This is a genomic window from Mycobacterium sp. NPDC051804 (assembly GCF_044452905.1).
Classification (GTDB): domain Bacteria; phylum Actinomycetota; class Actinomycetes; order Mycobacteriales; family Mycobacteriaceae; genus Mycobacterium.
Genome location: NZ_JBITCD010000001.1, coordinates 254,145 through 266,911 on the forward strand (window position 1 = coordinate 254,145; position 12,767 = coordinate 266,911).

General features: G+C 66.4%; 15 protein-coding genes. 7 read left to right on the top strand and 8 right to left on the bottom strand.

The annotated features are described in order from the left end of the window. Nucleotides 1-10: 10 nt before the first annotated feature. The 3 genes from ACIA48_RS01245 to ACIA48_RS01255 all read right to left on the bottom strand — a co-directional run bounded on the left by ACIA48_RS01245 (nucleotide 11) and on the right by ACIA48_RS01255 (nucleotide 1,858). The gene (locus tag ACIA48_RS01245) at nucleotides 11-772 is read right to left on the bottom strand and encodes an ESX secretion-associated protein EspG (protein WP_396728430.1); all 762 of its coding nucleotides are present in this window, start codon (nucleotides 770-772) and stop codon (nucleotides 11-13) included. Nucleotides 773-837: 65 nt separating this feature from the next. Then, entirely contained in the window at nucleotides 838-1,158 is a 321-nt protein-coding gene (locus tag ACIA48_RS01250) for a type VII secretion target (protein WP_396726880.1), read from the bottom strand. Continuing rightward, nucleotides 1,145-1,858: an EspA/EspE family type VII secretion system effector gene (locus ACIA48_RS01255; RefSeq protein ID WP_396726883.1), complete on the bottom strand. Its 714-nt coding sequence runs from the start codon at nucleotides 1,856-1,858 to the stop codon at nucleotides 1,145-1,147. Before ACIA48_RS01255 ends, ACIA48_RS01250 begins: the two co-directional genes overlap by 14 nt. Nucleotides 1,859-2,334: 476 nt before the next feature. On the opposite strand from ACIA48_RS01255, the gene ACIA48_RS01260 reads away from it, so the two are divergent. Continuing rightward, nucleotides 2,335-3,804 carry a MinD/ParA family protein gene (locus ACIA48_RS01260; protein ID WP_396726886.1) on the top strand — a complete coding sequence of 490 codons (1,470 nt, stop codon included), beginning with the start codon at nucleotides 2,335-2,337 and terminating at the stop codon, nucleotides 3,802-3,804. Nucleotides 3,805-3,811: 7 nt separating this feature from the next. Here ACIA48_RS01260 and ACIA48_RS01265 read toward each other — a convergent pair whose 3' ends face one another. After that, nucleotides 3,812-4,534, bottom strand: a complete 723-nt coding sequence (locus ACIA48_RS01265; protein ID WP_396726887.1) for a transcriptional regulator — start codon at nucleotides 4,532-4,534, stop codon at nucleotides 3,812-3,814. Between the two features lie 360 nt (nucleotides 4,535-4,894). Between ACIA48_RS01265 and ACIA48_RS01270 the strand changes: the two genes are divergently transcribed. Further along, the gene (locus ACIA48_RS01270) at nucleotides 4,895-5,188 is read left to right on the top strand and encodes a WhiB family transcriptional regulator (RefSeq protein WP_396726889.1); all 294 of its coding nucleotides are present in this window, start codon (nucleotides 4,895-4,897) and stop codon (nucleotides 5,186-5,188) included. Between the two features lie 45 nt (nucleotides 5,189-5,233). Here the strand turns inward: ACIA48_RS01270 and ACIA48_RS01275 are convergent, their stop codons facing one another. Beyond that, on the bottom strand, nucleotides 5,234-6,802 hold the full coding sequence (locus tag ACIA48_RS01275) for an acyl-CoA carboxylase subunit beta (protein ID WP_396726891.1): 1,569 nt from the start codon (nucleotides 6,800-6,802) through the stop codon (nucleotides 5,234-5,236). 79 nt (nucleotides 6,803-6,881) lie between these two features. On the opposite strand from ACIA48_RS01275, the gene ACIA48_RS01280 reads away from it, so the two are divergent. Both ACIA48_RS01280 and ACIA48_RS01285 read left to right on the top strand, forming a co-directional pair. Next, nucleotides 6,882-7,379: a MarR family winged helix-turn-helix transcriptional regulator gene (locus ACIA48_RS01280; RefSeq protein WP_396726893.1), complete on the top strand. Its 498-nt coding sequence runs from the start codon at nucleotides 6,882-6,884 to the stop codon at nucleotides 7,377-7,379. Beyond that, a complete protein-coding gene (locus tag ACIA48_RS01285; RefSeq protein ID WP_396726895.1) occupies nucleotides 7,376-7,786 on the top strand; it encodes a DUF5313 domain-containing protein in 411 nt (136 codons plus the stop codon). Before ACIA48_RS01280 ends, ACIA48_RS01285 begins: the two co-directional genes overlap by 4 nt. A gap of 243 nt (nucleotides 7,787-8,029) precedes the next feature. On the opposite strand, the gene ACIA48_RS01290 is transcribed toward ACIA48_RS01285, so the two are convergent. After that, nucleotides 8,030-8,272: a hypothetical protein gene (locus ACIA48_RS01290; protein WP_396726896.1), complete on the bottom strand. Its 243-nt coding sequence runs from the start codon at nucleotides 8,270-8,272 to the stop codon at nucleotides 8,030-8,032. Nucleotides 8,273-8,355: 83 nt separating this feature from the next. On the opposite strand from ACIA48_RS01290, the gene ACIA48_RS01295 reads away from it, so the two are divergent. Continuing rightward, entirely contained in the window at nucleotides 8,356-8,775 is a 420-nt protein-coding gene (locus tag ACIA48_RS01295; RefSeq protein ID WP_396726898.1) for an EVE domain-containing protein, read from the top strand. Between the two features lie 81 nt (nucleotides 8,776-8,856). On the opposite strand, the gene ACIA48_RS01300 is transcribed toward ACIA48_RS01295, so the two are convergent. Further along, a complete protein-coding gene (locus tag ACIA48_RS01300; RefSeq protein ID WP_396726900.1) occupies nucleotides 8,857-9,696 on the bottom strand; it encodes an SDR family oxidoreductase in 840 nt (279 codons plus the stop codon). 392 nt (nucleotides 9,697-10,088) lie between these two features. Here ACIA48_RS01300 and ACIA48_RS01305 point away from each other — a divergent pair, with 392 nt between their 5' ends. Both ACIA48_RS01305 and ACIA48_RS01310 read left to right on the top strand, forming a co-directional pair. Further along, nucleotides 10,089-10,367 (top strand): WGxxGxxG family protein, encoded by a 279-nt coding sequence (locus ACIA48_RS01305; RefSeq protein WP_396726902.1) that lies wholly within the window; start codon nucleotides 10,089-10,091, stop codon nucleotides 10,365-10,367. A 359-nt stretch (nucleotides 10,368-10,726) separates the two neighbouring features. Further along, nucleotides 10,727-11,692, top strand: a complete 966-nt coding sequence (locus ACIA48_RS01310; RefSeq protein ID WP_396726903.1) for a pirin family protein — start codon at nucleotides 10,727-10,729, stop codon at nucleotides 11,690-11,692. On the opposite strand, the gene ACIA48_RS01315 is transcribed toward ACIA48_RS01310, so the two are convergent. Further along, entirely contained in the window at nucleotides 11,689-12,744 is a 1,056-nt protein-coding gene (locus ACIA48_RS01315; protein WP_396726905.1) for an MBL fold metallo-hydrolase, read from the bottom strand. The genes ACIA48_RS01310 and ACIA48_RS01315 overlap by 4 nt on opposite strands. Between the last annotated feature and the right edge of the window lie 23 nt (nucleotides 12,745-12,767).

Here is a 12,767-nt window from a genome sequence, read left to right on the forward strand (position 1 = left end):
AGTGCTTTCCTCACTGCGCCTCGGCTTCTTTCTGGTCGAACCACTTGCCCGACGGCAGGAATCCGATCAAGCCGTCGAGTGCGCGCTGAAGGTTCTCCGTGGTGCCCGGCAGAAAGCTGCCGTACAGTTCGCCGTTCACGCGACGCGGTATCGACACGATGCGGCCCTGGCGTGAATCGAGTACGCCTGCCGCGACATCGGCTTGGGTGAATGTGCCCCCGGGATGGCGTTCGACCGCCGTTATCTCCACCCAGCTTTCCGGGTTCGCGATGATGTCGGCGTAGGCACGTGCCGAGGTGGGTGCGATGCCGTACTTCAATAGTTGGTTCGCGTCCCGACACTCCCCTAGTTGACTCGCGACGCCCGTCAACGGTTCCACGTCGGCGGGGTTGGCGGTGCCGAGGACGGTGTTCACCATGCCCGCCAGACCGACCTGAGGGGCAACGCGCTGTAAGACCAACATGTCGCCGTCGCGCGCGGCGACGATGTGTCTATCTCCCTTGCGGCACACCACGAAACGGATCATCTTGCCGCCGACGTCGCGCCGCCACCAGCGCCCTTCCAGGGTGCGATCGGACCGGCTGAGCGTGTCGACCATCGCGGCGACCTCGGGGTGCGGTCGACCGAACACGTCGAGCACACCCTGCGCGGTCAGGTCACGCGCCACCTGTTCCCACACGATGTCGCGCAGCTCGGGCTGGGGAATGTTGAGCCGGATACCCAGCGCCGTTGGGAACTCCGACTGCCCCATGCGGTCGGCGATGACGAGCATCCCGTCGATCGTGACCTCCACGCCGACGACGTCGTCGATGTGGGTGACGTCCTGACGCACGCCGCTCACCGTGGCTGCACCTCTCCATCCAGCGCACGGCCCATGACCTCGTCCGTCTGGTCGTAGCGCCGTGCGGCGTCGTGCAATTTGTGGCCCAGGTCGTCAGAAATCGCGGCGATCTTCATACCGGCACCCCGACGCGCCTCGACGATGGCGCTGACAGCCGCTGCGGTGGCCGACGCGATGACGCCGTGCGTGGACCTGACAGTGGCGTCGACGCCCTCGGCAAGAAGCGTTGCGGATCTGGTCGATGCGGCGGCGCGCACCTGTTTGACGGTGAGTTCGTCAAGGTGCGCGGTCGTTACGCGCAAGTCATCCCCCGACATGGACCCCTTCTCCCACGTTCGTCGCCTGCCCGGCGGTCGGTCCGGGTGAGGTCTCCGGATGCACGCTATCGGGCAACGGTGTCGGCCGCCCAACCTGCTCCGGTTCCGCTGGTCTTACATCGCCGTCGGATACATCGGCGCCGTCGGCGACCTGCGCGTATCGGCCGACTACCTGCGAAAGCTCTGCGGCATTGGCGGAGACGTCGTCGTGCAAGTCGTGGAGCGCCTGGGCACTGCCGAGGAGTGCACCCGAGAGCGCCGAGGATTCGATGGCCAGCTTTGCGGCATCCCCGTAGCGCGGGATGAACTGCAGCGGCAAGGTCGCGCAATTGGTCCTGGCGAGGATCTCCGACTGATCGTCGAGGGTTTCGCGGCGCAGCTTGATTTGGCGGGCCTCGCGGTCGAGCACGGAGAAGACGGCGTGATCGGCGTCGGCCATCGACTCTGTTCGCACTTGTTGGCGGGTGTTCTGATCGGCATAGGCGCGGGCTCCGGCGCCGTCCCAGCGTTCGTCGGCAGCCGCCGACAGCAACGTCTGGCCGGTTATGCTGAATTCTCGGCGTCCCTCGTCGAACTGCGCGCCGGGGTCGGGCTCGCCGACGCCCGTCGTCCTCTTCATGCCGGCGATGATCTGCTGGCCGAAGTCCAGGAGGTGCTGCGCCGCGTCTGGCGTGTCATCGGACGTCCGGGGTCGTGTCACTGCGCACCGACCGCCGGTGCTTTGCCACGAACCTCACGCATGTCCTTCGATCCCTTCTCGCAATCCCCTTCGCTGCGTGAAAGCGTACCAGCGGTCCGGCCGCCCCCATGTCACCAATTTCGGCGCTGACCACGGTCGCAGTCCGTCGGATCGTGCACGTGCTCAGCAACGCTCAGGCTGACTCTAGGACCACTTCCAGACCTTGTCGACTACTTCTGGCGAACCGTCTGACAGCGCCAGATCTAGGTCGGCCAAACCTAACACCCGAAAATGGATGGGCGCTTCGAGGATCGCGGGTATACGCGCTCAGCGGTGTCGTGACGGCACGCGGCCGGCGGCTCGCTGGACGGATAGCTGTGTTTGCTAGCCCCGGCTGCCACCACCGCGGGCGGCGCGTCTGCGCTGCAAACGGCAGTTTGGTTGATACTGGAAAGGGGCCGACCCGCGCATCACACGACATTCCGAGGAGACACGCAGTGACCGACCGCGATGATGAATTGCGGAGAAAGCTCGGATGGACCGGTCCCGAAGAAACCGATTTCGAGCCGTCAGCCGACCCGGAACCGACGCCGCCGACACGGCAAGCGGCTTTCCCACGCCCGCCCGTCGACTACGTCCCCCCCTCGGTCCCCCCCTCGGTCCCTCCGTCGACACCGGACGCCAACGCGGAGCCTGGCACGACAACAGAGGTGAGCCGGCCGCCGATTGCGCCGCCGCCGGAGCCCGGTGCGCCTCCTCCGTTCAGGGAGCCTGATCGAGCAGCCGGCAATTTCCGTCAACCCAACCCCCGTTACGGCCCGCCGCCGGGTACGCCTCGCGAGACCGGACCGCTGCCGCCCACCCGCGGCGACACCGCACCGTGGACCGCGCCGCCGCCGCAGCCAGATCGTCAGCCCCCGCGCGCGCCACGACCGCCGGCCCCTGGCGGCCCAGCCCCGCAACCCCAGCAGTGGGCCCCGGGCTACGGCCTGGAAAGCACGATCGCGCAAGCACCCGGCGGCTCGTACGCGGAGCGGATCCGCGCCGACGAGTTGGTGCCGCAGCGTCGCACCCCGCCGGGCAGCGGATGGCGTCTCGCTCTGTTCAAGGCCACATTCGGTCTGGTGAACCTGGGCCAGGGACCCGAGGAGATCCTGCAAGCCCAGCTCGAAGCGAAGGTCAAGTCCGGACTGCGCGGTCATTTCAAGGTCGGCGTGATGGGCAAGGGCGGTGTCGGAAAGACCACAGTGTCGGCCAGCATCGGATCGGTCTTCGCCGAACTGCGCCAGGACGACCGGGTGGTGGCCATCGATGCCGATACCGCATTCGGCAAGCTCGGCAGCCGCGTAGACCCGAGGGCGCAGGGCTCCTATTGGGAACTGGCCGCCGATCAGCACCTCGAAACCTTCGCCGATGTCCGCAGCCGGGTGGGCAACAACTCGGCCGGGCTGTTCGTTCTCGCCGGTGAGGGAACTCCTGCGCGTCGGCGGGTGCTCGATCCCGCGATCTACCGGGAGGCGGCATCGCGGCTCGACCGGTATTTCACGATTTCGATCGTCGATTGCAGCTCCACCATGGACACCCCGGTCACCCAAGAGGTGCTGCGCGACCTCGACGCGTTGGTGGTGGTCTCCTCGCCGTGGGTTGACGGGGCGGCTGCCGCCGGTCAGACGCTGGACTGGCTGGCGGCCCGCGGACTCAATGCTCTGCTGCAGCGGACAGTGATCGTGCTCAACGATTCCGACGGACACGCCGACAAGCGGACGCGTTCGATTCTGGCGCAACAGTTCTCGAGCCAGGGCCAGAAAGTCGTCGAGGTGCCCTTCGACGGGCATCTACGGCCGGGCGGTGTCATCGACGGCATCGGTGAGATGTCACCGGCGGCGCGGCGGCGCTTCATCGAGATCGCGGCGGCGCTCGCCGACTACTTCCCGACCCTCGATGACCGCAGCCGCGAACGCTACTGACGCGGTTTCAGTTCAGCTGCTCGATCAGTGATTCGATGTCCCCGACCGCCGCGGCCGACAGGGGCTGTTCGGCCTCGGCGGCGATCACATCCTCCTCGGAAACACCTGCGGCTTGGGCAGTTTCGAGGATCGTGAGGTTCGCGCCGCGCCGCGCGGCGTACAGTCGCTGCCCCACCGTGGCCTGCGGTGCGCGGGCGGCCCGCAGCATGAGTTCGTCGTAGCGCGTACGCACCGCGCTCAAAGCCTTGATCAACGCCGGTGACACCTTGCTGATCCGGGCGGCCCGCGCCGCGACGGCCTCGAGCTGACGTAGGTCCGCAAGGATCTTCGTTGCGCGCGGCGTGAATTCCGGGTCGTCGACGGATGGCAGCGCCTCGACCGCGGTGCCGAACGTATTGACCGCGGTGACGACCGCCTGGGCGATCAGCGGGACGTCGTCGTCCCTGTCGGCAGCAGATTCGGCGGGCTGCTCAACGGTGACCGGCTCTCCCCGCCGCAGCCGCGCGATCGTTCCCGGCGGCCAACGCAGCACCTCTTCGAGCTTTGCTCGGGTGCGCTCGCGCGGCCAGCTGCGGCCTTTCTCGAAGGCGATGAGTGCGCCCGCGTTGATGATTCCGTCGGTCGCCAGGCTGCGCTGGCTGATGTCGAGTTCGCGACGGCGGGCCGCCGCGGCCGCACCGGCACGCCGCATCCCTTCGTCAAGCACATCGATCGACTCCGGGTCGGTCATCAACGGGCATTCCTCGAGAAACTCGCGGGGCGGAGCGGCGACGCAATCCTATCGGCCGCTGGGTCTACCGCTACGACTTGGGGCCGCGTGGTGCCGGTAGATCTGTGGCAAAGCTATGTCTTTCTGAGGTCCAGCTACGTCCGAGCGCTACGGTTTCTCGGCCGTCGGGAAATGCCATTGTATCTATATTCAGCGCTGTTCAGATCGGATTTTGGGCGATCGGGGCGAAGGTCTTAAAGCCTCGACACCATCACTCCGCGGTCCTAGTCGTAGCGCTAACTGTTGCATCGCTACGGTTTGTGCGCTAGCTTGACGACAACGCGGCGCACCTGCCGCAGAGCGGATAAGGGAGCGGTTCGGATGAACACAACACATTGGGACGAGACGCCGATCGGTGCCTGCACGCGTGACCCCGAGCGGTGGACAACGTCAGCCGACGAAGAGGCCAAGGCGATCTGCAGGGCGTGCCCACGGCGCTGGCTCTGCGCCCGCGACGCGTGCGAACTTCCGCGGGCCGAGGGCCTGTGGGCGGGCATCGTCATCCCCGAAAGCGGTCGCGGCCGGACGTTTGCCCTGCGGCAGTTGAAATCACTCGCCGAGCGCAACGGTGAGGTGGTGCGGCCGCGCCGCTACTACTACGCGGACATCGCCTGACCGCTGAATCGCCCGCCGCCGCATCGAGGGGTCGGCGTCGGGCGGTTACCAGGTATCGACGAAGCGCCGATCGGTCCGGCGTGGTTCATGCATGGTGGCGGCGTTCAGGGTGTCGACGATGAGCCGGCGGGTGTCGGCCGGGTCGATCACGTCGTCGATCTCGAAGAGCTGAGCGGCGTTGAGCGCCTTGGCATTCTCCTGCGCTGCCGCGGTGGCCTGGCGCACCCGCTCTTCTCGTTCGTCGTCGTCGGCGATCGCCTCGAGTTCCTTGCGGAGTCCCAATCGCACCGCACCTTCGAGGCCCATCGGACCGAGATGTGCTCCCGCCCAAGCCAATGTGAGCACGGGTTCGTGCAGGCTGCCGCCCAGCATCGCCTGGGCGCCCAGTCCATAGCCGCGACGCAGCACGACGGCCACGAGCGGCACGCTCAGCGCGGCCCCGGCCACCAGCATCCGCGACGCGCGGCGCACCAGCGCTTCGGCTTCGGCCGCCGGCCCCACCATGTAGCCCGGGCAGTCGATCAGAGATACGACGGGCAGCCCGAATGCTTCGCACAGTTGCAGGAAGCGCGCCGCCTTGTCGGATGCCGCCGCCGTGATCGCCCCGGCCATCACCATGCTGTTGTTCGCGACGACACCGACGGGTCGGCCGTCGATTCTGGCCAGCGCCGTCACCATCTCGGCGGCGAAGCGCGGGCGCAGGAAGGTCACCGATCCCTCGTCGGCCAGCGTCTCGATGATCGGCGCCACCGGGAAGGCCCGCCGCGCCCGCTCGGGAACCATTGTGCGCAAGGGTGTTTGGTCGCCTGCGGTTCCCGGTGCCGTCGTGCCCTGGAAATAGGAGAGCAGGCGTTTGGTCACGGCTACCGCTTCGGCCTCGTCGGCGACGACGACGTCCACCACGCCGTTGGGTTCCTGCATGCGGATTGGACCGACCTCGTCGGGGTGGACGTCACCGAGCCCACCGCCCGCAATCATCGCTGGCCCGCCCATCCCGAGCGAGGTGTCCTCGGTGGCGACGATCAGGTCCGAACTGCCTGCTATGACGGCGTTGCCTGCGAAGCAGCGGCCCTTGACGACCGCGATGCGCGGCACCAGACCCGACAACGCCGCCCAGAGCTTGAACGCACGAGCGTCGAGCGCGGAGACCGTGGGGTAGTCGGTGTCGCCGGGACGGCCGCCACCACCTTCGGCGAAGAAGACGGTCGGCAGACGCATGCGTTCGATCAGCTCGAAGAGCCGGTCCTTTTTGCGGTGGCCGAGCGCACCCTGGGTACCCGCGAGCACCGTGTAGTCATAGGACAGCACGGCGCAGGCGGCATTCGCCTCGCCGAAGAGCTCGCTGTTGATACGGGCCGTGCCCGCCACCAGGCCGTCGCCCGGTGTGCGGGCGATCAGGTCGGCAAGGTCGCGACGGTGGCGCTGGGCGGCAATCGCGAAGCGTCCGTATTCGACGAACGAATCCGGGTCGACGAGGTCGGCGATGTTCTCCCGCGCGGTGCGACCGTTGCGGCTGCGCCTGCGTTCGACGGCGTCGGGCCGGGCAGCGTCCTCGGTCAGGGCGCGGCGCTGCAACAGCTCCGCATGGTCGGCGCGGATCGGCTCATCAGACATGGCGTGGTGATGCTAACAAGGGTGTGATATCTAGCACGCTATTAGTTAGTGCCCTATCTAATCGGCGTAGGCTGGTGGCATGACGGTCGTCGACGCAGACATCGATCCCCTGGCTCTCGAACGGCAGGTGTGCTTCGCGCTCGCGGTGACCAACCGCGCCGTGCTGGCGGTGTACCGTCCGCTGCTCGAACCGCTGGGCCTCACCCATCCGCAGTATCTCGTGATGCTCGCGCTGTGGGACAACCACAAGTCCAACGCCGATCGGCCGCTGTCGGTCAAGGCGATTGCCGCTGCACTGCAATTGGATTCGGCGACGCTGTCTCCGATGCTCAAGCGGCTCGAAGCGCTCGGGTTGATCACACGTACGCGCAGCGTCGTCGATGAGCGGGCGACTGACGTAAGCCTGACCAGGTCGGGTGTTCAGCTACGCCGGCGAGCGTTGAAGATCCCGCCGGCAGTGGTGGAGCGGCTCGGTGTCGGCCTCGACGAGCTCGAACGGCTGCATGACGTACTCACCCGGGTCAACGCTGCGGCGCTGGCCGCGGGCGCGCTCGATGAAGAGAAGGAATCCCGATGAACAAGCCTGGACCATTGCAATTCATCGCGTATGTGTACGGGAAGCGACTGCCGGACTCGATGCAAGAGTGGGTGGCCCACGACCTGGCCGATAACGGCGCGGTCCGTCGGCACATGATCCGCATGGCGATTCCACCACTGCTGGTCCTCGCTCCGCTTTGGCTGCTGCCGGCGTCGCTGTATGTGCACCTGGAGATGACGGCGCCGATCTACATCTGGGCGATCCTGATGGCGCTGGCGCTGAACAAGGTGTGGCGCAGGCACCGCCTCGCGCAACACGATCTGGACCCCAACCTCGTCGACCAGATCAAGCGCAAGAGGGACGCCGCCATGCACGAGGCCTACGCCCGCAAATACGGCCCGCGCCCGGAAGAGGCGCGCTGGCAATCCAACAGCAGCCCCTTCTAGCCGACCATCAGGCGCGTTCGGCCGGAACGCGCCTATCCGGATCGCGAAACTTGCTGCGTTGCATCGCTTTTGCATCGCACGGCGCGGGTTGAGGGAACCGTGAGTTCGGGTAAGCGTCGCAGTAGCGGGCGCTCGGCAAGGGGCTGCTATGGCGCCGAGCCTCGCGAGGCGACCCCTCGGCATCGCAGCCTTGACGTTGAAAACACAGCGCCGCCGGGGCTCGCCGCTCCAGCGCGACTGGTTCTAGGAGTACAGCGCCTCGACGGCGGCCGTAGCCGTGGCAAGGTCGACGTTCATTTCTTCGCGGTAGGCCTTGATGGCGCCGATCTTGTTGCCGGCCGCGACCAGTTCTCGCACGCGAGCCGGCGCTTCGTTACGGGCGATCGCCGCAGGGTTGGGCATGGGCACGCCGGTCTGCTCGTACAGGTGCCTGACGAGCTGCTCGAGGACTCCGAGGCGCTCGTAGATGTCGCTATTGGTCGTCACCGGCACAGTTTGTCACCGCAGTTATCCACAGGCAGCGCAAAACGAGCGCAGATCTGTCAGCACCCGCGCTTAGCGTGCATGACATGACGAACTGGATAAACACGGTTAGCCGTGGCCACGTCGAGCGCGGGGTGCGCGGGCGCTTCACGCAGGCCAATCACGGCAGACCGCACATGTTGCGCAAAATGGAGCGCGGCGACTGGATCATCTTCTACTCGCCGAAGACGGACTATCCGGACGGCGATCCGTTGCAAGCCTTCACCGCAATCGGGCAAATCGTCGACGACGAGCCCTATCAGACCGAGGTGACGCCCGACTTCCAGCCATGGCGCCGTAACGTCGACTTCCTCGAATGTGCCGAGACGCCGATCCGACCGCTGCTGCCGAACCTCAACTTCATCGAAGACACGACGCGGTGGGGCTATAAGTTCCGCGCGGGAGTGTTCACGATCGACGACCATGATTTCGAGGTGCTGCGTTCGGCCATGACCGCCCCAGGGTGACGTCTCTAGGCGCTGCAGCGACTGACGCCCGCATCGCAGCCGGCGCCGAATAAGTGCTCGACTCCGCCTGCACGCGACGACTCAGAGGATTGGCCGACCGCCCGTGACAGCCACCCGCGCACCGGATATGTAGCTGCCTTCGTCGGACGCCAGCAGCACGTACACCGACGCGAGTTCGGCTGGCTGGCCTGCTCTGCCCAGCGGGGTGTCATCGCCGAAGTTGGCGACCTTCTCTTCCGGCATCGTTGCGGGGATAAGCGGCGTCCAGATAGGTCCTGGTGCCACACTGTTCACGCGAATGCCCTTCTCGCCCAACAGTTGAGCCAGGCTCGCCGAGAAGTTGGCGATGGCGGCCTTGGTGGCGGCGTAGGGCGCCAGCGTCGGCGACGGCATGTCGGAGTTGACCGAAGAACTGCCGATGACAGACGCTCCGGGGCTCATATGGGGCAACGCCGCCTTGACCAAATGGAAGTAGGCGCCCACGTTGAGCCGAAACGTGTAGTCCCACTCCTCGTCGCCGATCTCCTCCAGCGTGTCGTGGCTCATTTGGAACGCTGCGTTGCTCACGATCACATCGATCCCGCCGAACTCCTCGGCTGCGCGGTCGACCACCGCTCGACACTGTGCCGGCTCGGCCAGATCTCCACGCATCAATACGCACTTTCGTCCGGCGTCCTCTACGAGCCGGGCCACCTCAGCGGCGTCGTCGTCCTCGTCGAGGTAAGAGATCAGCACGTCAGCACCCTCCCGGGCGTACGCGATCGCTACGGCGCGACCGATACCGCTATCGCCGCCAGTGATCACGGCGCGCTTACCGGTGAGCCGGCCCGTCCCACGGTAAGTGGTCTCGCCACAGTCCGGGACAGGATTCATCGCCGATTGCGCGCCGGGAACTTCTTGCTGCTGTTTCGGGAATCCCACGACTTCGCCTCCTTGCCCTGCGGTTCACACGCCGTACGTCGACGGCGGCCGTTCGTAAAGCGGCCGCTTACCCGATCCCCACGGCATCACACCGCCGCGCGCGGATGGCTACCCAGATTTTCCGAAAAGAGTTTGCTGAAAATTAAAGACTCTTCGGGCTGCGTCTGAGCTGGCCGTTCGTCTCGGTCTTGCTACTCGAAGATGGTCGAACTCCGTTCCAATACCAATATGTCGGTTTGGTGACGTCTGGCTCGGGTACAGACTGCTCCGCGACCGGGGGACGGCGTCGGGGGACGATTTCACTTGTCGCGCAATAGGGGGGCTACAGCCCACTGGTCCCTGTCTGTATTCGGTTTGCATACGAACCGAACTCAAAGATGGAGAAATGCACCATGCGTAAAGCACTCGCAATCCTCGGTATGACCGGCGCGCTGACATTCGGTGGGGCAGGCCTCGCGCACGCCACCACTTACGCCGGTCCCGCGACGGAGACGACCACGACGTTTGCTCAGGCGGAACACGAGGACGACGGAGACAACACCGGCCTGTGGGGTCTCGCCGGCCTCCTCGGTCTGCTCGGACTGCTCGGCCTGAAGCGGCGTAACGACCACGTCGCCACCACCGCTGCTGCACCCGGAACGACCGGCTTCGGCAACGCTCCGCGCGCCTAGCCCTTCTGGCTCTGAATCGGCCCGCCACCCTGCGTGGTGGCGGGCCGAACTCGGAATCCGAGCTCACAAGAAATAACCCAAGATCAGGCGCTTGAGCGGACCACGTTGCGGGCATACCTGCAGCAGCGGAAGGAATGACGGTGGGGACAATTTTCAATTCAGAGAGCAGCCACACATCGATTTGCCCAGCGTGTGGATACCCAAGCAGGAACCTGTGTGCGGCGTGCAGCCAGCTAGACCCCGCAGTCCAGGCGTATCGCGCCTTTCAGGGTGCTGTTCCAGGTGTGGCGCAGGCCAATCCTGCGGCCTAAAAAGGGGGCCCACCAGCACATTCTCTCATTAGGGCCTAGCCTGGGCTGGTGAGCAATTCCGACCCGGAGCCCGTCGAAGTTGCTTGTGCGCCATCGTCATTCACCGGCGTCCTGCATCCGCGCGACGTGCCGCTCGGCGGGCCGCGCGCCATCCGTGTCCGACGCACACTGCCGCAGCGGGAACGCTCACTCATTGGCGCATGGTGCTTCGCTGACCACTACGGCCCACACGACCTCCGCACCGGTCCTGGCATGGACGTCCCGCCCCATCCGCACACCGGGCTGCAGACCGTCAGCTGGCTGTTCAGCGGGGAAATCGAACACCGCGACAGCGCGGGCGTCCACGCGATGGTGCGACCTGGCGAACTGAACCTGATGACCGCCGGCGCGGGCATCTGCCACTCTGAGGTCTCCACGTCTGCGACGACCGTCCTGCACGGCGCCCAACTGTGGGTTGCGCTGCCGGACCCCGATCGCAACACCGACCGCGACTTCGCGCACTACGCCCCGCCGCCGCGCTTCGTCGGCGACGCCACCCTTCGCGTCTTCCTCGGCGAGCTCGCCGACGCCCGCTCTCCGGTGCACACGTTCACACCTCTGCTCGGTGCCCAACTCGACCTGAACCCCGGGGCCGACCTCGCGCTGGATGTCGATCGCGGCTTCGAGCACGGCGTTCTGCTCGACCAAGGCAGCGTCGACGTCGCAGGAGCCACACTCGACGTCGCAGACCTCGCGTTCCAGGCTGCAGGCTGCGAACAGCTGAGCATCGTCAACCGCGGCGACGGTCCTGCCCGACTCCTATTGCTCGGCGGCACACCGTTTCCCGAGCAGCTCGTCATGTGGTGGAATTTCGTCGGCCGCAGTCACGACGACATCGCGGCTTACCGCCAACAATGGCAGGACCACGACGACCGCTTCGGATCCGTCGCCGGCTACAACGGCGCGACCACCCGATTGCCGGCTCCTCCCCTACCCCACGCGACACTGCGGCCGCGACCGAACCCAGCGCCCTAGGCCGCCTCGAATGTGAATGACGTGCCCACCGCGTTGGGCACGAACGCGTCGGACAGTGCGGCCGCAAACCGGTGCTGGGCCTTCCACCCCGTGCAGTGTGCGGGCACCAAAACGTCGGGCCTCAACTCAAGGAACGCGTCGACCGTCGGTTCGATGATCGGCTCGAAGACCTTTCCCGTGAGATGGAACCCACCGAGCAGGCCGTGCAGCCGATCCACCCCCGTCAACCGCATGGCGTGCCGCGCGATGTTCACCGCGCCCGCATGTCCGCAGCCCGTGAGTACGACCAGCCCCCTGCCTCGGACATTCACCACCAGCGCTTGCTCGTCCAGCAGTAGCGGATCGGGCTCCCAGCGGCCATCACGCCACGCCTCGTGGTTGGGCAGGCCGCGCTCGAACTCCGTTGTGCGGTCGACCTCGCCGGTGATCAACACCGACCCGTCCAATAACAGCGACGGCTGACGCCGCTCGATCACCTCGAAACCCTCGGACTCCAGCGCCGAGCGGCTGAGCGTGGGCAGCTCCATCGCCGGTGCGTTCGGCAGCGCGAAGCGTCGCCTGCTGAAAACCAGCGGGTGCACAGCCAGCGGCAGCCCGCTTCGGCCGCGAAGCCGGGCCAACCCGGGAAAGCCACCGTCATGATCGGCGTGGCCGTGGCTGAGCACGACGGCTTCGATCGCCGACGCATCCAGCTCCATGCGTTCGAAGTTGGTCGCCATCCCGTCCGGGGAGATACCGGTGTCGAAAAGCACTGTGTGCGTCCGGTTCCCGCGACGAGTGGTGACCAACGCGGAGAAGCCGTGCTCGGCGATCAATCCCGGTGAGGCCTTGCCGCCCTCGAACTGCGGGGCCGCGACGGGGGCCACCGTCCCCATACCTCTGCGGCGGGCCGGACCGACGTCACCCATCAAGGCGTCGTAACTGTTGTCCACCAGGGTCGTGACGGTGATCTCGTCGACAGGTTCTAGCGCGATCGGATCGACCGCTGCGCCCTCGGCCCGCCGCGGGGTGGACGCCAACGCCTCTGCGGCTGTGCCGCCGTCATCACACATGACTCCATCTTGCGCTTGCCGGG